25 protein-coding genes and 1 tRNA gene are annotated in these 25678 nt (G+C 56.7%); 8 read left to right on the top strand and 18 right to left on the bottom strand.

Annotated elements, in window-relative coordinates; translation table 11 throughout:
- Window positions 1–78: 78 nt before the first annotated feature.
- The 4 genes from aroC to NITSA_RS10450 are packed head-to-tail and all read right to left on the bottom strand — an operon-like array spanning window position 79 to window position 3293.
- Complete coding sequence (aroC, locus tag NITSA_RS10435) at window positions 79–1158, bottom strand: chorismate synthase (protein WP_013554996.1); 1080 nt, start codon at window positions 1156–1158, stop codon at window positions 79–81.
- On the bottom strand, window positions 1155–1835 hold the full coding sequence (gene rnc / locus NITSA_RS10440) for a ribonuclease III (protein ID WP_013554997.1): 681 nt from the start codon (window positions 1833–1835) through the stop codon (window positions 1155–1157). Before rnc ends, aroC begins: the two co-directional genes overlap by 4 nt.
- 5 nt (window positions 1836–1840) lie before the next feature.
- Entirely contained in the window at window positions 1841–2284 is a 444-nt protein-coding gene (gene rnhA / locus NITSA_RS10445) for a ribonuclease HI (RefSeq protein ID WP_042204469.1), read from the bottom strand.
- Window positions 2259–3293, bottom strand: a complete 1035-nt coding sequence (locus NITSA_RS10450) for a tetratricopeptide repeat protein (protein ID WP_013554999.1) — start codon at window positions 3291–3293, stop codon at window positions 2259–2261. The genes rnhA and NITSA_RS10450 overlap by 26 nt, the downstream gene beginning before the upstream one ends.
- A 187-nt stretch (window positions 3294–3480) precedes the next feature.
- Between NITSA_RS10450 and dnaG the strand changes: the two genes are divergently transcribed.
- The 3 genes from dnaG (at window position 3481) to NITSA_RS10465 (ending at window position 6252) form a co-directional block, all read left to right on the top strand.
- Window positions 3481–5151 (top strand): DNA primase, encoded by a 1671-nt coding sequence (dnaG, locus tag NITSA_RS10455; RefSeq protein WP_013555000.1) that lies wholly within the window; start codon window positions 3481–3483, stop codon window positions 5149–5151.
- Complete coding sequence (locus NITSA_RS10460) at window positions 5129–6115, top strand: argininosuccinate synthase domain-containing protein (protein ID WP_013555001.1); 987 nt, start codon at window positions 5129–5131, stop codon at window positions 6113–6115. The genes dnaG and NITSA_RS10460 overlap by 23 nt, the downstream gene beginning before the upstream one ends.
- A gap of 61 nt (window positions 6116–6176) precedes the next feature.
- Window positions 6177–6252 (top strand) — tRNA-Ala (locus NITSA_RS10465).
- A gap of 201 nt (window positions 6253–6453) precedes the next feature.
- Here the strand turns inward: NITSA_RS10465 and NITSA_RS10470 are convergent.
- The 6 genes from NITSA_RS10470 to NITSA_RS10495 form a co-directional block, all read right to left on the bottom strand.
- Window positions 6454–6852: a hypothetical protein gene (locus NITSA_RS10470; RefSeq protein WP_013555002.1), complete on the bottom strand. Its 399-nt coding sequence runs from the start codon at window positions 6850–6852 to the stop codon at window positions 6454–6456.
- Complete coding sequence (locus tag NITSA_RS10475; protein WP_013555003.1) at window positions 6849–7415, bottom strand: L,D-transpeptidase family protein; 567 nt, start codon at window positions 7413–7415, stop codon at window positions 6849–6851. Before NITSA_RS10475 ends, NITSA_RS10470 begins: the two co-directional genes overlap by 4 nt.
- 112 nt (window positions 7416–7527) lie before the next feature.
- Window positions 7528–8046 (bottom strand): thiol peroxidase, encoded by a 519-nt coding sequence (tpx, locus tag NITSA_RS10480; protein WP_013555004.1) that lies wholly within the window; start codon window positions 8044–8046, stop codon window positions 7528–7530.
- A gap of 179 nt (window positions 8047–8225) precedes the next feature.
- Complete coding sequence (locus NITSA_RS10485) at window positions 8226–9422, bottom strand: NAD(P)/FAD-dependent oxidoreductase (protein ID WP_013555005.1); 1197 nt, start codon at window positions 9420–9422, stop codon at window positions 8226–8228.
- A gap of 119 nt (window positions 9423–9541) precedes the next feature.
- Entirely contained in the window at window positions 9542–11017 is a 1476-nt protein-coding gene (ccoG, locus tag NITSA_RS10490) for a cytochrome c oxidase accessory protein CcoG (protein ID WP_013555006.1), read from the bottom strand.
- Between the two features lie 40 nt (window positions 11018–11057).
- Window positions 11058–11714, bottom strand: a complete 657-nt coding sequence (locus NITSA_RS10495; RefSeq protein ID WP_013555007.1) for a recombinase family protein — start codon at window positions 11712–11714, stop codon at window positions 11058–11060.
- Window positions 11715–11852: 138 nt separating this feature from the next.
- Between NITSA_RS10495 and moaC the strand changes: the two genes are divergently transcribed.
- Together moaC and NITSA_RS10505 are read left to right on the top strand one after the other, a co-directional pair.
- Window positions 11853–12329 (top strand): cyclic pyranopterin monophosphate synthase MoaC, encoded by a 477-nt coding sequence (gene moaC / locus NITSA_RS10500; RefSeq protein WP_013555008.1) that lies wholly within the window; start codon window positions 11853–11855, stop codon window positions 12327–12329.
- A complete protein-coding gene (locus NITSA_RS10505) occupies window positions 12304–12573 on the top strand; it encodes an HP0495 family protein (protein WP_013555009.1) in 270 nt (89 codons plus the stop codon). The genes moaC and NITSA_RS10505 overlap by 26 nt, the downstream gene beginning before the upstream one ends.
- A gap of 199 nt (window positions 12574–12772) precedes the next feature.
- Here NITSA_RS10505 and NITSA_RS10510 read toward each other — a convergent pair whose 3' ends face one another.
- Window positions 12773–13603, bottom strand: coding sequence for a paraquat-inducible protein A (locus NITSA_RS10510; RefSeq protein ID WP_013555010.1), 831 nt, complete (start codon window positions 13601–13603; stop codon window positions 12773–12775).
- A 156-nt stretch (window positions 13604–13759) separates the two neighbouring features.
- On the opposite strand from NITSA_RS10510, the gene NITSA_RS10515 reads away from it, so the two are divergent.
- Complete coding sequence (locus NITSA_RS10515) at window positions 13760–14542, top strand: inositol monophosphatase family protein (RefSeq protein ID WP_013555011.1); 783 nt, start codon at window positions 13760–13762, stop codon at window positions 14540–14542.
- Window positions 14543–14755: 213 nt separating this feature from the next.
- Here the strand turns inward: NITSA_RS10515 and NITSA_RS10520 are convergent, their stop codons facing one another.
- The 4 genes from NITSA_RS10520 to glmM form a co-directional block, all read right to left on the bottom strand.
- Entirely contained in the window at window positions 14756–17032 is a 2277-nt protein-coding gene (locus tag NITSA_RS10520; RefSeq protein WP_013555012.1) for a glutamine--tRNA ligase/YqeY domain fusion protein, read from the bottom strand.
- A 112-nt stretch (window positions 17033–17144) separates the two neighbouring features.
- Entirely contained in the window at window positions 17145–18089 is a 945-nt protein-coding gene (locus tag NITSA_RS10525; RefSeq protein ID WP_013555013.1) for an esterase-like activity of phytase family protein, read from the bottom strand.
- 1 nt (window position 18090) lies between these two features.
- Window positions 18091–18537, bottom strand: a complete 447-nt coding sequence (gene lspA, locus NITSA_RS10530; protein WP_013555014.1) for a signal peptidase II — start codon at window positions 18535–18537, stop codon at window positions 18091–18093.
- Complete coding sequence (gene glmM, locus NITSA_RS10535) at window positions 18534–19880, bottom strand: phosphoglucosamine mutase (RefSeq protein ID WP_013555015.1); 1347 nt, start codon at window positions 19878–19880, stop codon at window positions 18534–18536. The genes lspA and glmM overlap by 4 nt, the downstream gene beginning before the upstream one ends.
- A 180-nt stretch (window positions 19881–20060) precedes the next feature.
- Here glmM and rpsT point away from each other — a divergent pair, with 180 nt between their 5' ends.
- Window positions 20061–20330, top strand: coding sequence for a 30S ribosomal protein S20 (gene rpsT, locus NITSA_RS10540; protein ID WP_013555016.1), 270 nt, complete (start codon window positions 20061–20063; stop codon window positions 20328–20330).
- An 82-nt stretch (window positions 20331–20412) separates the two neighbouring features.
- Entirely contained in the window at window positions 20413–21480 is a 1068-nt protein-coding gene (gene prfA / locus NITSA_RS10545) for a peptide chain release factor 1 (RefSeq protein WP_013555017.1), read from the top strand.
- Window positions 21481–21587: 107 nt separating this feature from the next.
- Here prfA and NITSA_RS10550 read toward each other — a convergent pair whose 3' ends face one another.
- From NITSA_RS10550 to NITSA_RS10560, 3 genes are all read right to left on the bottom strand, one after another.
- The gene (locus NITSA_RS10550; protein WP_169308548.1) at window positions 21588–22886 is read right to left on the bottom strand and encodes a TolC family protein; all 1299 of its coding nucleotides are present in this window, start codon (window positions 22884–22886) and stop codon (window positions 21588–21590) included.
- Between the two features lie 67 nt (window positions 22887–22953).
- Window positions 22954–24516 carry a DHA2 family efflux MFS transporter permease subunit gene (locus NITSA_RS10555; protein ID WP_013555019.1) on the bottom strand — a complete coding sequence of 521 codons (1563 nt, stop codon included), beginning with the start codon at window positions 24514–24516 and terminating at the stop codon, window positions 22954–22956.
- Between the two features lie 2 nt (window positions 24517–24518).
- Window positions 24519–25637 carry an HlyD family secretion protein gene (locus NITSA_RS10560; protein ID WP_013555020.1) on the bottom strand — a complete coding sequence of 373 codons (1119 nt, stop codon included), beginning with the start codon at window positions 25635–25637 and terminating at the stop codon, window positions 24519–24521.
- Between the last annotated feature and the right edge of the window lie 41 nt (window positions 25638–25678).

The raw sequence follows: 25678 nt of genomic DNA on the forward strand, positions 1-25678 counted from the left end.
TGGAATATTAGTCATTTGAGATTGTTCAGGAAGATTCTCAATCCAAAATCTAAAATCCAAAATTCTCAATCCGAAGGTTTACAGCTCGCTGTAAACCTTCGTCAGGTGTTCCATCCTGCTTCCCATATTGAGCAGGGCCATATCGGCCAGGGTCAGGGCCATCATCGCTTCGCAGACGATGACCCCCCGGATGGCGACGCAGGGATCGTGGCGGCCTTTGAGCTTGTAGCGGATGCTCTCCCCTTCGGTGGTGAGGCTCTGCTGCTCTTTGAAGATGCTGGGGGTGGGCTTGAACCATGTGGTGACGTAGATCTCGTCGCCGTTGCTGATGCCGCCCAGGATCCCGCCGCTGTTGTTGCTCCCGAAGCCCTCCGGGGTAATCGGATCGTTGTTCTCGCTCCCCTTCATCCGTGCGGCGGCGGCCCCTACGCCGACCTCCACCGCTTTGGCGGCGTTGATCCCCATCATCGCCTCGGCCAGGATCGCGTCGAGTTTGTAATAGAGGGGCTCGCCAAGGCCCGCCGGAACTCCCACGGCCCGGGTCAGCACAGCCCCGCCGACGGAATCGTGGGCCTCTTTGGCCGCCAAGACCGCTGCCTCCTGCGCCTTCTCCGCCTCGGGGTCGAGGGCGTTGAGGGGGCTCTTTTTGGCGTGCTCAAAATCGCAGCGTTTCGCTTCAATCCCGTCGATCTCCACGATCCCCGCTTCCACGGTGATTCCCAACTCCCTGAGCATCAGCTTGGCCACGGCCCCCGCCGCAACCCGCGCCGCCGTCTCCCGGGCGCTGGAGCGTCCCCCGCCCCGGTAATCCCGGATCCCGTATTTGGTCCAGTAGGTGTAGTCAGCGTGGCCGGGGCGGAAGAGCTTTTTGACATTCTCGTAATCCCGGCTCTTCTGATCGGTGTTGAAGATCACCATCGCGATGGGGGTGCCGGTGGATTTCCCTTCGAAGACCCCCGAGAGGATCTCTACCCGGTCGGGCTCTTTGCGGCCGGTAGTCAGGGCGCTCTGCCCAGGACGGCGGCGGTCCAGCTCACTCTGGATAAAGGCTTCGTCGATGGCCAGACCCGCCGGCACGCCGTCGAGCACACAGCCGATCGCTTTGCCATGGGATTCTCCGAAGGTGGTCAGTCTCAGTTTCCGTCCGAAGGTGTTCATCCCCGCTCCTTACGCAGTTTCTGCAGGGCGATCTCGGCGGCTTTCTGCTGGGCCGCCTTTTTGCTGCGCCCCTTGGCCGAGGCGATGGTTTCGCCATCCAGCTTCACCGCCACTTCAAACTCTTTGCGGTGGTCGGGCCCACTGGAGCCGATCATCTCATAGTCGGGCGTCACGCCGTGGGTCGCCTGGGTCAGCTCCTGCAGCGCCGTCTTGTAATCTTTGCAGAGGGTATCCAGATCGATACGGGGGTAGGTCTCGTCCAGCAGTCTGACGACGATGGAGCGGGCATTCTCCAGTCCCGCCTCCAGGTAGATCGCCCCGATGACCGCTTCGAAGGCGTTGGAAAGCAGGGAGGGTTTGCTGCGGCCCTGGTTGTTCTCCTCCGCCGGAGAGAGGTAGATGTAGCGCCCCAGGTCGATGGCCCGCGCCAGGGTGGCGAAGCCGCTCTCGTTGACCAGGGAAGCCCGGATCTTGGAGAGGACCCCCTCGTCACTTTGGGGGAATTTGTGGAAGAGAAACTCCCCCACGATCAAATCCAGCACCGCGTCGCCCAGAAACTCCAGGCGCTCGTTGTTGTAGGGCTTTTTGTAACTCTTGTGGGTCAGCGCCTCGACTATGAGCTGAGGGTTCTTGAACTCATAGCCCAGGCGTCGTTCCAATTCGTGATAATTTTCCATAAAATCTATCCTTTCGTTTGACGTGCATTCGCTTTTTGCCGTTCGGCTTCGCTGCGGGCCAATTCGTCGCAGCGCTCGTTCTCGGGATGGCCGTTGTGCCCCCGCACCCAGGTGGCGTGGACCCGATGGGGTTTGGAAACTTCGAGGTACTCCTGCCAGAGGTCGGGGTTTTTGACCTTTTTGAAGCCGCGGGCGATCCAGCCCGGCAGCCACTCGTTGATCGCCTTGGCCACATAGCTGCTGTCGGTGACCACTTCAACGTTGCAGGGCTCTTTGAGGAGCTTGAGCCCCTCGATGACCGCCCGGAGTTCCATCCGGTTGTTGGTGGTCATCGCTTCGCCGCCGACGTACTCTTTGCGTTTGCCCCGGTACTCCAGGATCCCGGCGTAGCCGCCGGGGCCCGGATTGCCCAGGCTGGAGCCGTCAGAGTAGAGTGTCACGGTTTTCAGGCTGTTGCTGGACAAGGTGTTCCTCGACTTTCAGGGTATTGAGCGCCAGGCAGGAGGGGCAGCGGACGAAGGAGACCGGGAAGCTCTGCTTGCACTCCCGGCAGAGATATCCGAAGCTCAGATCCCCCTCCACGTAGCCGCTGCGCCGGGCGGCCGCGAGCATATCCACGGCGAAAATCCCCGTCGGCTGCTGCGGAGCCTCCTCCAGGTCGCCCCGGGCGTAATAGAGCGCCTGCAGGGCAGGTTCGGAGGCAATTATATCCAATCGAAGCTGCGCCGGGGGGAGGAACCAGAGCAGATCGAGGATCTCGGGCAGCCGCTCCGAAGAGCAATGCTTCCAGGCCCGGTCCGTATCGAGCCGGAAAAGCTCCGAGAGCACCGGCCGGTAGAGCCTCGGTTCCTCCTCCAGCAACGCCTCCAGTGCTTCGGCTTTCTGAGCGGGGAGCCTCTGGGGGTCGTGACGAATCTGCAGAAAGCGCAGGTGCTCTTCCATCTCCCCGGTCTCCACCCCCTGGGCGGCGAGGGCTTCCAGGGCTTCTTGTGCCTTGTCGAAGTCCCGCAGGGATTCATAGATGTACTCCAGCCGCGTCAACACATCGCTGCGCCTCGGATGCCGGGCGATGATCTCCAGAAAGATCTCCTCCGCCCGCTGATAGAACCCGGCCCGCAGATAGACGCTGCCGAGATAGATCAGCAGCTCGTCGTCTTTGGTATGGCGGATCAGGTAGAGGCAGATGCTGATCGCCTTGGAATAGTTGCCGCTCTGCTCGAAGGCTTTGGCCAGAAGGAGCAGCGGCTTGGCCATCCCCTCTTCAAACGGGACCTCCTCCTCTTCGAGGCTGCAGCTGGCACTGTCGAACTTGTCCAGAAAGGAGTAGAGACTCTTTTGCAGCCGCTCCCGCCGATAGAGGCTCCAGGCTTGGGCCACCATCGCCACGGCAATGGCGATGAGCACAATGAGAATGATACTGAAGACGGGATCGTGGTAACTGGGAAGAAATCCGTTCACCGTACCTCTTTTTTGAAAGATATTATATCCGGTCTCTTGAAACCGAGCAACCGAGAAATGAGTAACCAGTAATTTTTATCCACCGCCCCAACGACCAACGACCAACGACCAACGACCAACGACCAACGACCAACGACCAACGACCAATACACCAATACACCAATGCCCAAACTGCTATAATCCTCCTATGATTGATCCCTCCTCTATTGAAGCCCTCAAACAGTCCATCGACATCGTCGATGTCATCGGCAACTATCTCGAACTCAAAAAGGCCGGGGCCAACTACAAGTGCAACTGCCCCTTCCACGGCGAGAAGACCCCCAGCTTCAACGTCAACCCCCAGCGGCAGATTTACCACTGCTTCGGCTGCGGCGTGGGGGGAGACGCCATCAAGTTCGTGATGGAGTACGAAAAGCTCAGCTACCCCGAGGCGATCGAAAAGATCGCGGCGATGTACAACTTTTCCCTCCGATACACCCAGGGCAAAGGGCAATACGGCGAAGCCAAGCGTGTGCTGGAGCTGATGCAGCAGTTCTACACTTCCCAGCTCGACCACCAGCCCCAGGCCCTGGAGTATCTGCGCTCCCGGGGTGTGACCCAATCCTCCATCGAGGATTTCGGCATCGGCTATGTCCCCGGCGGGGAGGAGGTGATGGCCTTTTTGCGTTCCCGGAGCATCCCCCTGCCTCTGGCGGCGGAGGCGGGCATCGTCGCCCAGGGGGAGCGCGGCGAATTCTACGCCCGGCTCAATCGGCGGGTCACCTTCCCCATCTACTCTCCCGCCGGGGCGCTGGTGGGCTTCGGCGGCCGTACCCTGGGAGACCACCCTGCCAAATACATCAACTCCCCCCAGACCCGGCTCTTCAACAAATCCCGCCTCCTCTACGGCTACCACCGGGCCAAGGAGCACATCTACCACCAAAAAGAGCTCATCGTCTGCGAAGGGTATCTCGATGTGATTATGCTCCACCAGGCGGGCTTCCGTACCGCCGTCGCCACCCTGGGAACCGCCCTGACCGCCGAACACCTGCCTCTGCTGCGCAAAGGCGAGCCCGCCATCACCCTGGCCTACGACGGCGACAGCGCCGGGGTCGCCGCGGCCCTCAAAGCGGCCCGGCTCCTGGCCCCCCACGGTTTCGAAGGCTCGGTGGTTCTCTTCCCCGGCGGGCAGGACCCGGCCGATATGGTCCATCAGGGGGATCTGCAGGGGCTCAAAAAGCTCCTGGGCAGCGGCACACCCCTGATTCCTTTCGTGCTGGAGAAGATCGCCGCCGCCCACGACCTGAACAATCCCAGGGAAAAGGAACGGGCCTTCGGTGAAGCCAGGAGCTTCCTGGAGACCCTCAGCCCCATCATCCGCGAGAGTTACATCCCCCAGGCCGCTACCCTGCTGGGGGTCCACGCCGCCCTCTTTACCCCCGGGCGCAACCGCAACCGCCGCCAGGAGGAGTTCGGCACGTCTACCCGGAGCAAGGAGGATCCCGCCTGGCAGGCGATTCTGCGCACCCTGCTGGAGAACGAGCGGCTCATCGACGAAGTGCTGGACCTCATCGACCCGAGAATGGCGGGGGAGTATCAAGAGGCTTTCCAGGCACTGATCCAGGGGGAGCGGGAACACCCCCGCCTGCGGGGAATCGCCATCGCCGAAGAGGTCCATCCCCTGGACGAAGAGGCCTTTTGGCGGACCCTGCGGGCCCAGATGGAGCGTTTCTACCGTCTCAAACTCCAGGAGATCACCCGCAATCCCCGGCTTCCCTATCAGGAAAAGAGCTACTGGATTCGCAAAATCAAAACCGATATACTTCCCCGACTGAAAAAAGGAGAACTTGTCCCTTATGCGAGCGATTTCACTCTTTAGCGGCGGCCTGGACAGTATGCTGGCCGTCAAACTGATGACCGAACAGGGCATCGACGTCACCGCCCTCTATGTCCACATCGGCTTTGGCAGCACCGGCGACGTGAGCGAGCAGCTCAAACGGCGGGCCGAGCTGGCCGGCGCCGATTTTCGGATGGTGGATGTACGGGAGGATTACATCCAGAACATTCTCTTCGACCCCGTTTACGGCTACGGCAAAAACTTCAACCCCTGCATCGACTGCCACGGCTATATGTTCAAGATCGCCCGGGCCCTGATGCCCGAAGAGGGGGCCTCGTTTCTGGTCACCGGCGAAGTGGTAGGCCAGCGCCCCATGAGCCAGCGCCCCGATGCCCTGAGACAGGTGAGCAAGCTGGCCGGGGACAATGAGGACAAGCTGATCCTCCGCCCCCTCTCGGCCAAGCTCCTGCCCCCCACCAAGCCCGAGCTGGAGGGCTGGGTCGACCGGGAGAAACTCCTAGATATCAACGGCCGGAGCCGGGAACGCCAGCTGGCGATGGCGGCGGCCTACGGATGGGAAGACTACGAGAGCCCCGGCGGAGGCTGCCTGCTTACCGATCCCGCCTTCAGCCAAAAGCTGCGGGACTTCATCGCCCACGAAGAGTTCGGTGTCGAGGATATCGATCTGCTCAAATACGGCCGCCATTTCCGCCTGCCTGACGGAGCCAAACTGGTGGTAGGCCGCCACAAAGAGGACAACGAAGCCCTGCTCAAGGTCGTCAATCCCGACTACATCCCGGTCCGCCTGCCGGTAGCGGGCCCCTACTCCCTCCTCTACCACGGCGCCACCCAAGCCGACCGGGAGCTGGCCGCCCGCATCGCCCTCACCTACGGCAAAAGCCTGCCGGGAGAGCGCTATGAAGTGAAAGTGGGTGACGAAATTTATGAGGTCGAACCCTTCACGAGCAAAGCAGAAGCCCAAAAATATTTCGTCCTCAAACTCTGAGAGGGTTTCCTTTCAAGTTTTTTTAAACTTCCCTCGGCTATAATGCCGTCACTTCTTTCCCGGGCCCTTAGCTCAGCTGGGAGAGCGCCACGCTGGCAGCGTGGAGGTCACCGGTTCGATCCCGGTAGGGTCCACCATTCCCCAATTTATCCCAATCCTAAGCAACTCAGCAACCTGCCAAAAAATGGCTCATTAAGGCCCATCTCTCTACTTTTTCTATCCCTACTGGCTCAGGCCAATTTCACGTAAATCAAAAAATTTTAGGGGTAACTTTTAGGGTAACTTCTATCAATCAGGCCAAAAACAATTCTCCATTTTCCATTCTCAATTCTCAATTACTATTCCCATCCATCATTCTTCACCCGTTCCCGATGCTTCGCTTTGCGGTAACTGCTGCGGTTCTTCATCTTTTGGAGGCGGTTGAGATTACTCATCTCCGCTTCACGCATCCCGTCCAATTCCCGATCGTCGAAATCTTTCCGGTCGATCCGCCGGAAAAAGCTCCGGTAATGATTTTCACTCTCCCGCAGATATTCGCTGTCGAGGCGGATCTGATCCAGCTCGTCGAGGCGTTGCATCAGCTCGGTGAATCGCTGCCGGAATTTCAAAGCGCTGGTATCGGGATGGCGGAGGAGGCGGAAAAGATTCTTGCCGATCTTTTCCAGGTGGGCGATGTATTTTTGGCGTTGGTACTTTTCGATCTGTTTGGGGGTGTAACGTCTGCTTTGGGAGCTCATCGCTCGATGATGATGGGGGTGCCGACCTTGACGGCGCTCCAGAGCCAGTCGAGGTCTTTGTTGGTCAGGGCGATGCAGCCGTTGGTCCAGTCGTGTTTGAGGGTGTATTCGTCACCGTGGCCGTCACGGTTCCAATAGGGCTGGCCGTGGAAGGTGATGTAATCCCCGGGTTTGACCCCGAGCTTTTTGGCGCGGGCAAGATCCTCGGTGTTGGGATAGGAGATGGTCATCGCGCGGTATTTCAGAGCGTGGCAGCGCTTGTCGACGATGCGGTAATGGCCCACAGGCGTACAGAAGTCTCCCTGCTGCACCTTGGGGCCCCTGCTCATAGTGTTTTTCCCCAGAGAGCTGCGGAAAACCTTGATCACTTTGCCGTTGTGATAGACATAGACCTTGTGCTCCCGCTGTTTGATGACCACCTTGTCGGCGGCCCGATCGGGTCGGAAAGGAATCGGCTTGCAATCCTTGGCACTGTATCGCCCTCCGGGTTTGCCGGTTGGGGCGCCGCATCCCCCCAGCCACAAAGCCAATGCTGCTGTCAAGCCTATAACGATTTTACTCATAATGATCCTTGAAAAGTGATAACGGTATCTTAGCATAGAAAGTATTGATTTTATGGGGGAAAATGGGTAGACGAAGTGGCACGGGAATTCCCGTGCTGAAGGAGAAGGTACCTTACTTGGCGGCCGCCGCTTTGGCCGCTTCGAGCGCTTCCTGGTAGTTGGGCTCTTCGGTGATCTCGGGGACCAGCTGCTTGTAGACGATGTTGCCGTCACGGTCGATGACGAAGATTGCCCGGGCGGTGACACCGGCCAGGGGGCCTTCGGCGATGAGTACACCGTACTCGTTGGCGAAATCTTTGTTGCGGTAGTCGGAAGCGACGGTCAGATTCTCGATCCCCTCGGTAGAGCAGAAACGCTTGGCAGCGAAGGGGAGGTCCATAGAGACGACCGTCACTTCGAGCCCTTCGATTCCGGCAGCCTCCTGGTTGAACTTGCTGGTCTCCATCGCGCAGATGGGAGTGTCCAGAGAGGGAACGGCGATGATCAGCTGAGCGTTCTCTTTGGCGCCGCCGACGGTGATGTCACTCAGGTCATCCGATTTGACCACCTGAACCTCGGGAGCCTTGTCTCCGACGTTCTTCTCTTTTCCTGCCAGTTTGACTTCGTTGCCTTTGAGTGTAACAGTTGCCATGGGTATCCTTTTGAAATAGTTTTGATAGGACGCTTACCTGTAATCGGGTAATGCACTGAGAAGAGTATAGCTTAAATTGGAGTTCTTTTGTCCTATTTGATGAAAAAAACTTGATTTTGATCAAGTGTTACCCTGAGTGGCAGGCGGGGAATAATGGGAAGAGGGAACTTCCCTGAAATTTACATCCCGGGGATGCGGGGGATTTTTCCCAGTTTCGAATTGCGGCAATACCAGCCCCAGCCCTTCTTGAGCCAGTGGCCGATGACGGGCATAGGCACCATCTTGCCTCCTTTGTTGTCGCGGTAGACAAAGGCGGCCCCGTCGCCGGTATCCATCACACAGAGGATGTTGAGGTGTTCGAGATACCCTTTGCGCTCCTCTCTGCCCTGCTCGATCGCGTCGATATTGAAAGCGACGTTTCGGGCCATCACCTCGGCGATATGCCCCTGCTTGGCCCGCCAGTCGGGTCCGTCGATCGCGGCGGAGTCTCCGATGGCGAAGACATTGTACCTTTCGGGGATGTCGTCGAAATTGTGCTGCACTTCACAATAGTCGTTGATACGGATGAGCCCCGCCTCGTTGAGGGGCAGATCGGAATTTTGGAAAACCGGATGCCCATTCCCGGCAGGGATGAACATCGTGAAGTCGCTCTCCAGTTTGCTCTCATCCTCGAAGACAATGCCGTCGGCTTCGAAGCGCTGAATCTTCTTTCCGAAATGGGTATGTATATCGAGCTTTTTGAAGAAGACCCCCATCATCTTCAGCGCCTGGGGTCCCATACGCGCCCCCGGCTCTTTCATTGGAGCGAAAAAGGTCAACTCGAAGTTTTGGCGGATTCCCAGCTTCTTGAGCCGATTGTGGACATTGAAGAGGACTTCAAAGGCCGGCCCTCCCCGGACGTTACTGGGGTCTTTGGGATTGCCGCCGAAGCCCATAGCGATCTTGCCGCTTCCTTTGGCGATCAGCGCATCGAGACGCTCTTTGATCTGGAGGGACTCTTCCGGTTTGCCGCAGATGGAGAGAAAGTGCTCGTTTCCTTCGTGCTTGACCTTGCCGCTGCCGATGGCGATCACGAGATAATCCCCGCTGTATTCGCCCTTTTCTCCGATGGCTTTGTGCTCTTTAGAGCGAATCTCCGTGATCCGGTCGATGACCAGTTCAAAGCCGTGGGCTTTCTGCAAATCCTTGAGCGGGACCGCGATATCCTCGAACTTCGCTTCTCCTGTGGGGATCCAGATCGACGTGGGGTAGATGTAGAAATAGTCCCGATCGCTCACCAGGGTTACGGGATAGCCCTTTTTTCGGAGAAAGATCGCTGTCTCAATCCCGGCGAACCCTCCGCCGAGAACCAAAACCTTTTTATCTTTCTTATCCATACTCACTCCTTGTGGTATTTGATCTTCTTATCTTTTATATAAGTCGATATATTTTAACCAAAAAAAACCCCGCGGCCGGATTTGGGCCGAGGGGTGAAGTTGCCAAACTGGAAGCTTTCCTATTTTTGTTTGCGGGCCTTTTCGACCTCATCGTAGGGAGGATAGACGAAGACCGTCTTACGGGTAACGGTGACACGCTTGGGATCATCCGTTGCATAGGCGTGGATCGTGATGGGGATCGGCGTATCTTTCTTGGTATTTTTCGCCAAGACTTTATCCGTCTCCAGGACGACAACTTTTTTCTTCTTCATCCGTGCACCCAGCTCGAAGCTGCCTTTGGGGCGGACGATCTTGATCTCGGGATGGTCTACCACTTCGAAGGTGTAGCGGTGAGGCTTATCCTCGGTATTCTGGAAGAGGAAGAGATAATCGTTCTCGACGATACCGCCCGGATGAACCTTATAGAGGCGTGTCGTTTTGTTGACGTTGAGGAGCATATGCTCTTTCTTGCTTCCCATAACAAAGAGGGCCACCAGCACGATCGCCAGAACCGTGAAGTAGGCGATGACCTTGGGACGGAAAATCCGGGTTTTCCCCTCGTGCAGGACCGCTTCGCGTTCACTCGACCAGCGCACCAGCGAGGGCTTGCCCAGAGCACCCATGACTTTGGTACAGGCATCGACACACTCGAGACAGTTGATACACTCCAGCTGCAGACCCTTGCGGATGTCGATGTGGGTAGGACAGACCTTTACACAGCTTTCACAGGCGGTACACTCCGCCTCCGGTTCCCTCTGATGCAGCTCCTTGACCGATGTGACCACTTTGTGGCGGTTGTTCCCGGTCCCTTCGTAGATGTGCCCTCCGCGGACAGGGTCGTAGACCGCCATCAGGGTATCATCGTCATAAAGGACCGACTGGACCCGGCTGTAGGGGCAGATGTAGACACAGAAATTCTCTTTGATGAAAACGATATCCGCGATCAAGAAAAGGGCGATTCCGATCCAGAAGCCCATCAACACGGTATGGTTGGCAGGATCGGTGATGTAACGGAAGAAATCCTCGGGCGGAACGAAATACCAAAGGAAATCGGCCGCGGCGATGAAGGCCAGGATCGACCAGAGCAGGATCGCGATGAGACGCTTGATCTGGTTTTCGGGCTTGGACATATCGGGTTCGATCTGCTTGTTGTTGATCCGCTTGCGCAGATGGAGCAGTTTGGTTTCGAAAAGGTCCCGGTAAATGACCCGGAAGATGGTCTGGGGACAGGCCCAACCGCACCAGACCCGGCCGCCCACACTGGTCATGGCAAAAATACCCAGGAAGAGCAGCATCAGCAGGAAAGGCATCAGATAGAGCTCCTGCATATCAAAGCGAACGAAGAAGAAGTGAAGCTGCTTATGGTCGAAGTTCAGCAAAAAGAAGTGGTTGCCGTTGATCCGGATCCAGGGAAGCACCAAAGCGATCGTCGAGATGATCCCGAAGGTCCAATAGCGCTTGATCCGATAGGGGACCCAACCCTTGAGATAATCTTTGGCCCGATTTTTCTTCTTGGGCTTGGGTGTCGCACCGGCATTGAGCGTTGCGTCTTGCATCGTGATATCCTTTGTCGTGGAATCGTTATTTTACTTACGTTTAGTCTTGTTTGAGCGTGCAAGCCATGACCGGCTTTTCCGCCTCCGCCATCTGATGGGTCTTCTTAGCCTCTTCCAGCCAGGAATCGTCCAGGATTTCCTTGAGACGCCTCGATTCGATATAGTCCTTGAGCGAACTGCGGCTCACCCCCAGCTCCCGGGCCAAAGCGCTGACACTTTTGTCCGCTTTGAGCCCGGACATGATCTGGGGAAGATAGACATCGAATTTGGAGGCGGAGCGTCGGCCTTTCGGGCGTCCGACCCGATGATCCTTCTCCCGGGTCTGGCGCTGCTCATCCAGCCGCATCAGCACCGGCAGAATCGTCGCGAGCCCGGTCTGGCGTTCGACCACCAGGCCCGGAGAGACCAGGTGCAGGGTAATCCCGTGGGTGAGCATGCAGTTGATCACCACAATGCCCTCTTCCACCGTTTCACCCAATACACCGATCTCTGCGACGACCAGCTGATCCCCCTCCTGAAGCGAGTGTAAAAAATCCTGAAATTTCTTACGCTCTTTCAGAGGACGGCCCGCCCGCTCAAATTCAATCATCTCTTTCTCAAGGGTCAACTGTCGTTGCTCGGCATAGGCCATGATCGCGGCCCGCTGCTGCAGTAACGATTCGTCGCCGGAGAGCTGTCTGATGAGTGCAACTGTCAAAACAACCTCCTTACCCTCAGCCGAACTATAGCGCCCAAATGATGAAATAATTCTTAAATTTCATCTTTTTTTACGTCATTTCTTCGTTATTTCGTCACGTTGATGTGCTATAATCAAAAGAAAACAAGGATTTCCCGGATGGAATTGACGCATCTCGATGAACAGGACAAGCCGAAAATGGTCGACGTCAGCGCCAAGGACGACACACTCCGCAGCGCCACGGCATCAGGCATGATCGAAATGAGCCCTGATGCCTACCGGGCGGTAGTGGAGAATACCGCCAAGAAGGGCCCGGTACTGCAGACCGCCGTCATCGCGGCGATCCAGGGGACCAAACGTACCCCCGAGCTGATCCCGATGTGTCATCCTCTGATGCTCACTTCCGTCAAGACCGAGATCGAAGAGCTGCCCGAGCTCCCCGGCTTCAAACTCTACGTCACCGCCAAGCTCACCGGCAAAACTGGCGTGGAGATGGAAGCCCTCACCGGCGTGAGCGTCGGCCTGCTGACCATCTACGATATGCTCAAAGCCATCGACAAGGGGATGGTGATCCGTCAGATCCGTCTCGAGTCCAAAACAGGAGGCAAAAGTGGAGACTATCAACGAAAAGCTTGAAAAAGAGGAATTGAGCTACCCCCGCCAATGGGGCTTCAAGATCATCGGACGGGACAAAGAGAAGCTCGCCGCCGCCGTCAAAGAGGTCCTGGGCCACAAAGAGCACCTCTCCTCCCCCGGCAACGCATCGCGCACCGGCAAATTCCACAGCCACAACGCCAGCTGCCACGTCGAGAGCAAAGAGGAGCGCGACAAACTCTTCAAAGCGTTCCAGGACCACGAGGATGTGGATATGGTAATTTAGTCGCAAGTCGCGGGCACGGGGCTTCGCCCCTCAAGTCTCAGGTGAATTGGTCACTGGTCATTAGTCATTGGTCATTGGGGATTATTAAAAGCCATTAAAGGCGATTAGGGGATAGAATAGCCATTGCTGATTTCTCGAGTCTCGACATTCAATTCAAAAAAGGCGTTGCTAAGCAACGCGAACCTCAATTCCTAATTCCTCACTCCTCACTCCTCACTCCCTCAAGCATTTTCTCCGCCGCCAGACTGGCCGCCAGGGAGAGGATCACATAGGCGAGGAAAAAGTAGATCCCGATCTCCGCTTCGGCCCGGCTGACATCGGTGCCCCGGGAGGTCAGAAAGACCAGCAGCAGCGCCACGACGAAGACATCGAGCATCGACCATTTGCCCAGATGTTTGAAAAAACGCACCATCTTCGCGGCGAAAGGGCGGGTTTCATAGAGAGAGACGAAGAGCAGGGAGAGGGTCTTGAGCGCGGGGAGCAGCACCGAAAAAAGCAGAATCACCCCGGCGATGGGCCAATTGCCCTCGTGAAAAAGCTTCGCCACCGAACCCAGGATCCCTTTGGATTCGAAGGAGAGCACCACATCCCCCAGATACTCTACGTTTTTGTGGACCGTCACCATCAAAATAGGAGTGATCAGGCCGTTGATGAGGGCGATAAGGGCGGCAACGGAGAGTAGGCCCGTTGCCAGGCGGATCGGCAGGAAAAAGGCGCTCACGAGGGCGGACAATGCCGTACCGGCGAACCAAAGGACAATGCGCCGAGCCTTTTGCCGGGCTTGTTCTTGCTGGGCCTCGAGGCGTTGGAGCTTTTCTCGTAGATCGTTTTTTACCATCCCGAAGGTCAGCGTGCTGGCCAAATCCTTGAGCCGTGACTGGGCCACCTGCTCCGCCTCCATCATTTTGGCGCTCTCGGCGGAGGCCTGTTCATAGGCGATCGCTGCGCGATACCCCTCTTTGCCCAGCCAGGCCATCGTCACCACCAGAGCCGCTGTCCAGATCAATCCCAAAATCGTTTGCCATTTCATAGGCCGATTATAGCCAAAGGGATATAATCCGGAATGGTCATTGTGAGAGGGTTGAGCGTTAAGCGCTGAGCGTTGAGAGGTTTTATTGCTCGGTCACCTGGTTGCCCGTTAGGTTATTTTGTAAAATTGATTGAGAGTTGTTGGGAGAGATAAATAATGTCTGATATTAAATTGTTGAAGCTAATTGCGCGGGAAGCGGGGGAAATTGTCCGCCGGGGGTATCATTCCCACAAAGAGATCCATCACAAAGGGGTGGTGGACCTGGTAACCCAGTATGACGTCGAAACGGAGCGTTTCCTGCTCGATGCTCTGAGCGAAGCCTTCCCCGACCATACCCTGGTGGGAGAAGAGAGCTATACAGGTAGCTGGGATCTGGAGCGGGCGATCTACATCGATCCGATCGACGGCACCACCAACTTCGTCCACGGCATCCCCCACCTGGCTGTCTCCCTGGGAGTTTGGGAAGGGGGCGAAGCGACAATGGCCGTGGTTTACAACCCCATCCTCGACGAACTTTATTGGGCCGAAAGGGGCCGGGGGGCCTGGCTGGGAGAGGAGCAGCTCAGGGTCTCCGAGGACCAGACATTGCAAAATGCCCTGATCGCCACCGGCTTTCCCTACGCCAAGGTCAATCGGGGAGCGGAGTATCGCTGGGTGGTCGACGCCATTGCCGAAATCCTCCCCCGGATCCAGGACCTACGCCGCCTGGGCTCCGCCGCCTGCGATCTGAGCTATCTAGCCCGGGGGATCTTCGCCGCTTTTTACGAAATCAATCTCAAACCCTGGGATGTCGCGGCGGGAATTTTATTGGTCCAAGAGGCCGGAGGGAGAGTCAGCAACCTGGCAGGAGAGCCCTACCGCTTCGGCGACAGGGGGATCGTCACCGGTACCCCGGCGATTCACCGGGCATTGTTGGAAGCTCTACCGCCTTATATATAGTCGCACGTCGCAGGCACGGGGCTTCGCCCCTCAAGTCGCAAGTAATTGGTCACTGGTCATTAGTCATTGGTCATTTGGGATTATTAAAAGCCATTAAAGGCGATTAGGGGATATGAATAGCTATTGCTGATTTCTCGAGTCTCGACAATCAATTCAAAAAAGGCGTTGCCGAGCAACGCAAACCTCAATTCCTAATTCCTAACTCCTAACTCCTCACTCTCCTGAAAGCTTCCGCTTTAGGAGCTCATTGACTACCCTCGGATTGGCTTTGCCCCCAGTAGCCTTGAGCACTTGCCCAACGAAGAAACCGAAGAGCCGTTCATTGCCCGCGCGGTATTTCTCCACATTCTCCGGATTGGCGGCGATCACCTCATCGACGATGGGGGCGATCTGATTCGGGTCGCTGATCTGGCGGAGCCCCCGCTCCTCCACATAGGCCAGAGGGTCCACCCCTTCTCTCTCCATCGCTTCGAAGACCTCTTTGGCGATCTTGCTGGAGATCTCCTCCGCTTCGATCATCCCCGCCAATTGGGCGATCTGCTGCGGAGTGAAGCGCAAGGTCTCCACACCTTGCTCCTTGATCGCTTTGGAGACTTCGTTGGCCACCAGGTTGGCCAGGGTAGAGAGGGCCTCAGTCTCCTCCATCGCCCGCTCGAAGAAGACTGAAAGGGCCTCGTCCCTGGCCAGGATCTCCGCCACAGTGGTCCCCAGGCCCAATTCACCCGTGTAACGCTCGAAACGTACCTGCTGCTCGGCGTTCATCGGCGTGACTTCTCCCTCTTTTTGGGGGACTTTGCTCTGCTCTTTCTTCGCCGGTTTTTGCTCTTTCGCAGCCGGCTTCTTTTGGCTCTTTTTGGCCCAGGAGTCTTTGAGGGGAACGATCCGGTTGAAGACGGGATGCCCCTCCTCGGACGCCACCGGATCGAGATAGAAATACCCCTCCCGCTCGAACTGGAAGCGCTCGTCGGGCTTTTCGGCCAGGACGGAGGGCTCGATCAGTGCCTCGGGGATGATCTTCAGCGAATCGGGGTTGAGGTCTTCGGGCCCCTGGGGATTTTCGACTCTAAAGAGCCGGTCATAGAGCCGCACCTCCACCCGGTCGGCCCGCTTGGCCTCCACCCACTGGATGGCGCTTTTGACTTTGATGCCGCTGGTATCGCTGCCGCTTCGGGAGTCGGGGTAGTACTCGGCCCGAATCTCTATAATCTCACCCTCCTCATCCTTGATTACTTCTTTGCAGCGGATGATGTAGGCGTGTTTGAGCCGCACCGGCTGATCGGGGGTGAGGCGGTAGTAGCCCTTGGGGGGATTCTCTTCGAAGTCGCTTCGATCGATGTATATCTCCCGGGAAAAGGGGAGCTTGCGGCTGCCTTCTTTGGGCACATCGTGGGGGTAGTAGGATGCGTCGATCTCTTCGGAACCCTCATAATTCTCGATAACCACCTTCAGCGGGTTCAGCACGCACATCACCCGCGGGACCTTGGGGTTGAGGTCGTCCCGGATGGCGAACTCCAGCAAAGAGACATCCACCACGGAGTTGGCCTTGGCCACCCCGATCATTTCGCAGAAATTGACGATGGATTCGGGGGTGTATCCCCGACGGCGGTATCCGGCGATCGTGGGCATACGGGGATCGTCCCAGCCCTCCACCGCTCCCTTTTCCACCAGCTCTCTGAGCTTGCGCTTGCTCATCACGGTATAGTTCATATTGAGCCGGGCGAACTCGTACTGATGGGGGCGGGGCGGTTTGACCTGCAGGGTATCGAGAATCCAGTCGTAGACTTCCCGGTTGTTCTCGAACTCCAGGGTGCAGAAGGAGTGGGTGATCCCTTCGATGTAGTCGGAGAGACAGTGGGCGAAGTCATACATCGGATAGATATGCCACGTCTCCCCCGTCCGGTAGTGGGGAGTGTGGCGGATGCGGTAGAGCAGCGGATCGCGCATCTTCATATTGGGCGAAGCCATATCGATCCTGGCCCGGAGCACGTGGGCCCCCTCGGGGAATTCCCCTTTGCGCATCCGCTCGAAAAGCTCCAGGTTCTCCTCCACACTGCGCTCGGCATAGACACTGCGCCGCCCGGGCTCGGTCACGGTCCCCCTGTATTCGCGGATCTCCTCTTCGTTCAGGCTGTCGACGTAGGCTTTGCCCATCCTGATCAGCTCCACAGCATAGTCGTAGAGTCGCCCGAAGTAGTCGGAAGTGAAATAGAAATGCTCTCCCCAGTCGAAACCCAGCCACTTGACGGCATCTTTGATCGCCTCGACGTAGCGCATCTCCTCCGTCTCGGGGTTGGTATCATCCATCCGCAGATGGCAGCGCCCGTTGTAATCCCGCGCGATGCCGAAGTTGAGCACGATCGATTTGGCGTGCCCGATATGGGGAAAGCCATTGGGCTCGGGAGGAAAACGGGTGACGACCTCTTTGTATTTCCCCTCCGCCAGATCACGTTCTACAATCGCACGCAGAAAATCTTTTCTCTTTTCACTCATAATTTCGGACCTTTTAGTGCTGGTAATTTGCTTTGTATTTTATCCAATCATCCTCTGTATAGATGCGCTTCACAACACTCCTACCGCAAAGCGACCCATCTGTGCATAAACTCTAATGACCTAAAACTTGAAAATAGATCAGCAAAGTCTTCTGGAAAAAATTGTCATTGTCGTCGCTGACCATCACGAAACGATCGGGCCCTACTTTGGCCAAGCCTTCGAAATTATCCACAGCCCACCCTTTGGAGCTGTCTAGGCGGGCCAGGGTTTTCGTGGGGCAGAGGCCGTGGCGGCAGCGGTCGATCTGCACTTCCCGCAGGGTGATCACCATCGGCTCCAGCAGGCCGTTATAGGCCCGCTCCAGGACCAGAAAGTTCCCATTGTCCAGAACCTCCAGGGCGGTAATGGCACTATGGCGTTCTTTCCCACGCCTAAAGCTCCATTGCCGACCCCGGAGGGAGTAGAGATGCTGCAGACTCTTTTTCGACGCTTTGACCGGATACTCCGCAGCGGTCACCAGCCCGTATTTCGGATGCCAGGCCAGGGCTTCGAGCCCCTTGTTTTTGCTGCGGAACCTGCTCTGCCGATCGATGACGCGCGGGAGGGGCAAATATTTGACGATCCGGCCGTCATAGGTGATGCGGGCGATACGGGGCTTTTCCTCGAAGCTGACATAAAGCCGCCCTTTCCCGTCCAGTGCAAGCCCTTCACTGTCCCGACGCCATTTTTTGAGTTTTTTTCCGTTTTTCCTGCGAAGTCTCGAGGCATCGAGGGGGGTCAGTTCACGTATCTTCTCCGGCCCGAAGAGGGCGCGGAAACGAAAAAGCTTCCCTTCGTCGCTGACCATAAAAAGCCAGTGGCGCTTTTTCAGATAGGCCAGATCGGAGATTTCGGCGAAGTGTTTCCCGTCGATCTCGGGGTAGATCAGCTCTTTCTGATCCAGGATCCGCAGAGATCCGACCCGATCGCTCTTTTGCCCCTCAGGACAGATATTGACCGGATAGACTTCCGCCGACACGAAGCTCCAGAGCCCCAGGAGCAGCAGGAGAATGCGCACTTTAACCCCTGGAGCGCCGATGCTCGCGCCAGCCGCTCCAGAGCAGCCAGGCGATGGAGAGGTCGATCATTACATCGGCATAGTTAAACACGGCAAAGTCGAATCCGCAGTGCCAATAGACATAATCCACCACCGCCCCGTGGGCGAAACGGTCCCAGAGATTCCCCGCCGCAGCCCCCAGCAAAAGGCCCAGAGCAAAAGCGTGGCGGCGGATCCACCCTTCCCGGAGGAAAAAGAGAAAGAGCCCGCCGACAAGCAGAAGCTGCAACCACTTAAGCCAGGAGCCGAGAAAGGCAAAAAGGCTGAAAGCCACCCCCCGATTGAGATGGAGTTCCAAAGAGAGGCAGCGGCTCTGCCACTGGTAGCCTTCCAAAAAGAGTTCCTTGATCCCCTGATCGATGATGAAAGTCCCCAGCGCCGCCAGGAAAAAGACCGCCCAGTTCCTCACCGGACCAATTCCCGCCGGAAGAGAGCTTCCGCCTCCTCCATCGCCTCTTCCAGGGCTTGGGCATCTTTGCCTTCGATGAGGAGGCGGATTTTATTCTCCGTCCCGGAATAGCGGAAGAGGTGACGCATCCCGGCCGCTTCGATCTTTTCTTGAAGCTCCGCCAGCCCCCGGATCTCCTCCAGCGGCCGTTTCGTCGCTACATTCAGATTGACCAGTTTCTGGGGATAGAGTTCGAAAGGGTTGAAGGCTTCGCTGGCCCGTTTGCCGCTGCTGACCAGATAGGCCAGAGCCTGTAGGGCGCTGGAGATCCCGTCGCCGGTCTTGGCAAAATCGCTGAAGATGATGTGCCCGCTCTGCTCCCCGCCGAAGTTGAGCCCTTTTGACTGCATCATCTCCACCACGTTTTTGTCTCCCACGGCACTGCGGTAGAGGGTGATAGCGTGCCGGGCCAGATAGTCGTCAAGCGCCTGGTTGCTCATCACGGTCGCGACCATTCCGTCGTTGCGCAAGGTGCCCTGCTCTTTGAGATAAATCGCCAGGACCCCCATCAGCTTGTCCCCGTCGATCACTTCACCCCGCTCATCCACCATCACCAGACGGTCGGCATCCCCATCCAGGGCCACCCCCACGTCGGCCCGGTAGCGCAGGACCTCTTTGGCCAGATATTCCGGGTGCATCGCCCCGCACCCTTCGTTGATGTTGAAACCGTTGGGCTCATCGCCGAGGACCACCACATCGGCCCCCAGTTCGCTCAAAACCGTGGGGGCCACCCGGTAGCCCGCCCCGTTGGCGCAGTCGACGACCACCCGCAGTCCGGAGAGGGTCAGGGATCTCGGAAAGGAGTTTTTGATGTGGACGATGTAGCGTCCGATCACATCGTCGATCCGCTTCGATTTGCCGATCTCTTTCCCGGTCTTCTGGGCCCTGGCGATCGCCTCGTCGTCCTGATAGATCGCTTCGATCTTCTCTTCGACTTCCCGATTCAGCTTGTTCCCCTCGGCATCGAAAAACTTGATCCCGTTATCATAATAGGGGTTGTGGCTGGCGCTGATCATAATTCCGGCATCACAGCGCATATTTTCGGTCAGGAAAGCCACCGCCGGTGTCGGCATCGGCCCGATCTGGATCACATCGTACCCCACGGCGGTCAAGCCGGAGACGATAGCGTTTTCGATCATATAGCCGCTGCGGCGCGTATCTTTGCCCACCAGAATCTTGTTGGTCCGTGAATGGGGGCGGAAATAGGCTCCTGTCGCCATCGCCAAGCGCATCGCCGCCGGTGCCGAGACTTTGACCCCTGCCTTGCCCCGCACCCCATCCGTACCGAACAGTTTTCCCATCATCGTTCCCTTCTTACTTCAAATCGAGCTTTTTTGAGAGATATTCTATCCAAAGGGGAGGATTTTTTCACTTTTTCATTTTCGATTTAGCTTTTTTTGGGTAATATTCGCCCACTCAATAGACCCTGCATCCAGGCAGACTATTTCCGAAGCAGAATATTTTCAAATAAAAGGACTGAGTTTATGGCACATCACAAGTCAGCGAAAAAACGCATCAAGCAGACCGTCAAGAAGACTGAGCGCAACCGCTATTACCGCACCCGGATGAAGAACATCATCCGCGCCGTCCGCGAAGCGGCAGAGGCCGGAGACAAAGAGAAGGCGCTGGAGGCGTTCAAAATCGCCAACAAGCAGCTCCACCATTACGTGAGCAAAGGCTTCCTCAAAAAGCAGACCGCTTCCCGCAAGGTCAGCCGCCTGCACAAGCTGGTCAACAACATCGAAGCCGCCTAACCTCCCCTCCCCCATCCAATCTGTATACCCTCCCGGTTTTGTGCCGGGATTTTTTCCTATTTCTATTTTTCAGGACTGAATAATGTTCAAAGAGAAACTTCAGCCGTTTATCGACCGCTACGAAGAGATCAACCGCCTTCTGAGTTCTCCCGAGATCGCCGCCGATGTCAAAAAGATGACCGAGCTCAGCAAAGAGCAATCCTCCATCGCCCCGCTGGTGGAAAAGGCACAAAAATATCTGGAGATCAGCGAAGCGATCGAAGAGAACAAGGCGATGCTCTCCGATCCCGAATTCGGAGAACTGGCCAAAGAGGAGCTCTCCGAGCTGGAACCTCAACTGCCCAGGCTCGAAGAGGAGATCAAAGTCCTGATGATCCCCAAAGACCCCAACGACGATAAAAACATTTACCTGGAGCTGAGAGCCGGGGCCGGCGGGGACGAGAGCGCCCTCTTCGTCGAGGATATGTTCAAAATGTATCTGCGTTTCGCCGAGCGCCAGGGGTGGAAAGTTGAGATCGTCAGCTCCTCCGAAGGGACCGCCGGCGGCTACAAAGAGCTCATCGCCCTGGTCAAAGGCGAAGGGGTCTATAGCAAACTCAAATTCGAAGCCGGCACCCACCGGGTCCAGCGGGTCCCCGCCACCGAAACCCAGGGGCGGGTCCACACCTCCGCCATCACCGTCGCCGTGATCCCCGAGGTGGAGGATGTGGAGATCGACATCAAACCCAACGAGATCAAGATGGATGTCTACCGCTCCAGCGGATGCGGCGGCCAGAGCGTCAACACCACCGACTCCGCCGTCCGCCTCACCCACCTCCCCACTGGCATCGTCGTCGCCATCCAGGATGAGAAATCCCAGCACAAAAACCGGGACAAAGCGATGAAGGTCCTCAAAGCGAGGGTCCACGAAGCGATGATGCGCGAACAGATGGAGGAGACCGCCGGGCAGCGCAAACTCCAGGTGGGCTCCGGAGACCGCAGCGAAAAGATCCGCACCTACAACTACCCCCAAAACCGCATCACCGACCACCGCATCGGCCTGACCCTCTACGCCCTGGACGATGTGATGAACAACGGCACCCTGGAACAGGTCATCGACCCCCTCATCGCCCACGCCCAGGCGGAAGCTATCCAGGAGGCCGGTTTATAAACCGGCCTCCTGGAGTGAGGAACGAGGAATTAGGAGAGAGGAACTACGGTTTGCGTTGCTTCGCAACGCTTTTTCTTAACACTTAGCACATAACACAAAATGGCCCATCATCGTCCCGCGATGCCGAGCTTTCTCTCAAAGCCTTTCACCCCGCTCAGCAGCCAGATCTTTGCCCTCTGGACCCGGATCTGACTCCGGATTGCAGCGGCACGGGCACGAGCCCTGGCCAGATCGGCGATGGAGCGGCTCAGCTCATCGGCACTGGCGAGCTGATTGTCAAAACGACCCAGTGTCAGCTTGTAATACTCCTCCTGGGCCTTCACCTGCATCCGGGCGCTCCTGAATTTGGAACGCAAAGCCCTCAGTTCGGTAAAGGCGTTGTCGATCTCCGTAGCGACCCGCCAGCGATAATCCAACAGGGATGAAGCGGCGGAAAGCTTCTTGTATCGGGCTGCCTCCACCGTATGCCGATCGCTGCCGCCGTTGAAGAGATTCCAGGAGACATTGACTCCCAGATAACTCTGGTCGGCATTGGTAAATCCGTCCCCGTTCAGCGCTAAAGTATCCCCGTGCCGCTTGAGCCCCGCCGCCACACCGACGGTAGGATAGTAGCGGCTTTCGGCCAGACGGATCTGGGCGTCATCGACCCTCAGGAGCGTCTGAAGCACCCGGATATCACTGCGATAGCGGTAAGCCAGTTTTTTCACCCTCTTTCTGGAGGAGGGATCGGGCAGAGGGATCGAACCGTGAATGGAGTGCACCGTTGTCCCGCTGAGATAGGAGAGTTGATTAAGCAGCTGTTCTTTTTGGGATTCGGTTTGCGTTATGGCCGCCTCTACGTCATAGACTTTCGCCTTGATATTATAAAGATCCGCCGGAGGAAGCAGGCCGTGCTTATAGAACCCCTCCGCTTTTTTCAGGGCACTAAGCGTCGCACGTTTTGCCTCTCTCTCGGCCGCCAGAGCCGCTTCGGTCGCTTCGATGGCTCCGTAGAGCTGCGTCGCGTTCAGGATCAGGTTGCGGCGCAGATCCTGAACCTTCAGCTTCGCCCGCTGGGCCTCCAGGCGGCTCCGCTCGATCTGTGCACTGATGGCGAAGCCGGTAAAAAGCGGATAACTCAGACGTAACTCCCCGACGAATTGGCGGGTTTTCCCCATAGGCAGCGGTTGGCTAGGAAACATAGGAAAATGCAATATCATCTCGGGGGTATCTTTGAGCCACGCCCCCTGCACCGAGAGATCGATACTGGGCAGGTTCTTCCCCTCAGCCGCCGACGCCATCTCCCCCGCTGCGCGCTCCATCAGTTTCGCACTCTGCATCGCGGGCGTTTCGGCGATATGCCGGATGATCTCACGATAGCTCTGGGCCTGAACCGAAAGCGTCCCCAGCAACGAAGATACGAACAAAAGAGCTGCCGGCCCTCGCCGCAAACTCCCCCCAATGCCCAATGCCCAATGCCCAATGCCTCTCATATCATCTCCTTTTGATTCCAAACGGGTTTTTGACAAAAAGCAGCAAAACAAAGACCGACCCCAAAATACCCCAATAACCCGCGTGCATAAAGGTGTTGTAGAATCCGTAATTGTAACTCATAAAAGCCTCGTAGTTGCCGAAAATCGCCTTGACCTGCGCCATCGTGATCCCCAGACTCTCCTGCATTTTCTGCAGGAAGTAGCTCAAATATTCGACATTTTGCAACTCCTCCATCCTCAGAAAGTGCAGGTTTTTGAAATACTCCATATTATTCGTCGCCAGGGCCGTGCCGAAACTGCCGCCGACGAAGCGGAAGTAATCCATCAGCACGATCGCCAGCTCCCCCTTGTGTGCCGGGGCACTTTGGAGCACCATCACCGTCACCGGGGCAAAAAAGAGCCCCATCCCGATCCCGAAAGGAATCGTCAGTGCCATCGCCTGGTGCAGGGGAGTGTAGTAGTTGAGTGTCGGCAGGAAGAGGATGGAGGTCGTCACATAAAAAAAGGCGGCGATCGCCACCGTCTTCTTCGCCCCAATCTTGTCGGCCAGCATCCCCGCCAGCGGAGAAAAGAGCCCGATAAAGACGGCAAAAGCGAAGACGGCTATCCCCGCATCCAGCGTGGGGAGCATCTTGATATGCTCATAATAGACCGGCAAGAGATAGAAATATTGATACATCGAAAAGCCGAGAATGAAGAAGTAGATCATCATCCCGTTGGCAAAGACCGGATTTTTGAAAAGAGAAAAGTCGATGAGCTTATCTTTGGCGTTAATCTCGCTCAGGGCATAGAGGGCGAAGCCGATCAGGGTGCAGAAGAAGAGCACGCCGATCTCAATCGAGTTGAACCATCCCAGCTGCTGGCCGCGGCTGAGCATCACCAGCAGAGAGATCGTCGCAAACGATAAAAGTATGAAACTGACGAAATTGAAGCGGAGTTTCTGGAACATCGACTCTTTGGGCAGGTAGATCAAGCCTGCCAGCACCAGCAGCAGCCCCACCGGCACATTAACGAAAAAGACCATCCGCCAATTGTAATACTCGGTCAGATACCCGCCGATTGTAGGGCCCAAAGCCGGAGCAAAGCTCACCCCCAGGCCGAAGATCCCCATCGCCAAGCCCTGCTTCTCGGGCGGGAAGTAACTGAAGATCATAATATGGCTGGTCACCATAATCAGCGCCTCACCCACCCCCTGAATAATCCGAAAGATGATGATCTCTTCCAAAGAGTCGGAGAGCCCACAGAAAAAAGAGGCCGCGGTAAAAAGGGCCACCCCGCCCAAAAAGACTGCCTTGGCCCCGAAACGTTTGATGAGATATTCGGTGATGAGCAACGCAATCGCCGCGGCGACCATATAGCTGGTGATGATCCACTGCACCCCGTACATATCGGTCGCCAGGGGACCGGTGAGCTTGGGGACGATCACATCCACCACCGTCGTATCCAGGATCGCCATAAAAGCTCCCGTCATCACGATGATAGAGAAGATCGCCCGCTCACCCGGAGTGATCTCCCAGGGTTTCTTCCCACTTTGAAGCGTTGTATCTTCCGCCGGTAGGGCCATCGTTATTTCCTCTCGATGGCGACGGTCGCCCCCATCCCCGCCCGGAGCAGCGGATCGAGCTCTTTGAGTCTGATCCGGACGTTGAAACGCTGATCGAGTTTAGTGAATTCCCCGCTGGCGATGTCCCGGGGCACGAGGCTGAAGGTCGAAGCGGAGGTTGGGGCGATCGATTCGACGCTCCCTTCGAATTTCTTTCCTTCGAGGGCATCCACGCTGATCTCGACACGGTTGCCGGGTTGCACACCTTTCATCTTCTTTTCAGAGAGGAGCACTTCACAATAGAGGGCTTTGGGGTCGGTAATCGCATAGACCGGAGAACCTTTTTTGATGACCTTGGGGGCATCGAAGAACTTTTTGGCGACGATACCGTCAAAGGGGGCGTAAAGCCGGGTATAGGCGATCTTGTGATCCAAATCCTCGATCGCGCTATGCAGGGCTTTTCGCTGCTCCTGCAAAGAGGCGATGGTTTTGCTCAATTCCGCTATCTCTTTTTCGTTGACCTTGGAGAGTTTGAAAGCGTTTTGTGCTTTTTTCAAATTCTCTTTCTGCGCATCCAGCGCCATCTCCATCGCTTCGATATTCTTCACGAGCGCATCGTGTTCCGCTTTGACGGTCTCATACTTTTCACCTTCGATCAGCCGTTTGGCCAAGAGGTCGGCGAAACGCGCCAGATCCTTTTGAAGCTTGGCCAGACGCACTTTGGCCGCTGCGATCTTCAGTGCCATCGAGTCGATATTTTTACGCGTAGCGTTCACATCGTTGCGTGCGATATCGCTTTGAAGTTTCAAGACTTTTTCGAGGCGGTTCTTCCGCAATGACGCCGCTTCGATCTTCTGCTCCAGTGCCTCGAGGCGATGGGTCATCCGTGTTTTGGCGGTAAGGAAGTCTGTCGGATCGATGCGCGCCAGAAGTTCACCTTTGTGTACCGCTCGATTCTCTTCTTTCTTCATTTCGATCACCTTGCCCCCCACTTTGAAAGAGAGGGTCGCCAGCCGGTCGCTTTTGATAAAGGCGGCGTCGCTGACGGCGTTGACAGTCCGGTAATGGATATATCGGTATCCGATGACGACCAGAATCAACACCAGAAGCAGCAAAAGCAGCGAACCGAATTTTTTCGACATAAATACCATCCATCGGGCTAAATTAGTGAATTATATTCACA

Source organism: Nitratifractor salsuginis DSM 16511, assembly GCF_000186245.1.
In the GTDB taxonomy this organism is placed as follows: domain Bacteria; phylum Campylobacterota; class Campylobacteria; order Campylobacterales; family Sulfurovaceae; genus Nitratifractor; species Nitratifractor salsuginis.

Bases quoted from the DNA above. Each gene is read 5' to 3' on its own strand.
- aroC (WP_013554996.1), bottom strand. From the start codon at position 1,158: ATGAACACCTTCGGACGGAAACTGAGACTGACCACCTTCGGAGAATCC.
- rnc (WP_013554997.1), bottom strand. From the start codon at position 1,835: ATGGAAAATTATCACGAATTGGAACGACGCCTGGGCTATGAGTTCAAG.
- dnaG (WP_013555000.1), top strand. From the start codon at position 3,481: ATGATTGATCCCTCCTCTATTGAAGCCCTCAAACAGTCCATCGACATC.
- NITSA_RS10460 (WP_013555001.1), top strand. From the start codon at position 5,129: ATGCGAGCGATTTCACTCTTTAGCGGCGGCCTGGACAGTATGCTGGCC.
- NITSA_RS10470 (WP_013555002.1), bottom strand. From the start codon at position 6,852: ATGAGCTCCCAAAGCAGACGTTACACCCCCAAACAGATCGAAAAGTAC.
- NITSA_RS10475 (WP_013555003.1), bottom strand. From the start codon at position 7,415: ATGAGTAAAATCGTTATAGGCTTGACAGCAGCATTGGCTTTGTGGCTG.
- tpx (WP_013555004.1), bottom strand. From the start codon at position 8,046: ATGGCAACTGTTACACTCAAAGGCAACGAAGTCAAACTGGCAGGAAAA.
- NITSA_RS10485 (WP_013555005.1), bottom strand. From the start codon at position 9,422: ATGGATAAGAAAGATAAAAAGGTTTTGGTTCTCGGCGGAGGGTTCGCC.
- ccoG (WP_013555006.1), bottom strand. From the start codon at position 11,017: ATGCAAGACGCAACGCTCAATGCCGGTGCGACACCCAAGCCCAAGAAG.
- moaC (WP_013555008.1), top strand. From the start codon at position 11,853: ATGGAATTGACGCATCTCGATGAACAGGACAAGCCGAAAATGGTCGAC.
- NITSA_RS10510 (WP_013555010.1), bottom strand. From the start codon at position 13,603: ATGAAATGGCAAACGATTTTGGGATTGATCTGGACAGCGGCTCTGGTG.
- NITSA_RS10515 (WP_013555011.1), top strand. From the start codon at position 13,760: ATGTCTGATATTAAATTGTTGAAGCTAATTGCGCGGGAAGCGGGGGAA.
- NITSA_RS10520 (WP_013555012.1), bottom strand. From the start codon at position 17,032: ATGAGTGAAAAGAGAAAAGATTTTCTGCGTGCGATTGTAGAACGTGAT.
- glmM (WP_013555015.1), bottom strand. From the start codon at position 19,880: ATGATGGGAAAACTGTTCGGTACGGATGGGGTGCGGGGCAAGGCAGGG.
- rpsT (WP_013555016.1), top strand. From the start codon at position 20,061: ATGGCACATCACAAGTCAGCGAAAAAACGCATCAAGCAGACCGTCAAG.
- prfA (WP_013555017.1), top strand. From the start codon at position 20,413: ATGTTCAAAGAGAAACTTCAGCCGTTTATCGACCGCTACGAAGAGATC.
- NITSA_RS10555 (WP_013555019.1), bottom strand. From the start codon at position 24,516: ATGGCCCTACCGGCGGAAGATACAACGCTTCAAAGTGGGAAGAAACCC.
- NITSA_RS10560 (WP_013555020.1), bottom strand. From the start codon at position 25,637: ATGTCGAAAAAATTCGGTTCGCTGCTTTTGCTGCTTCTGGTGTTGATT.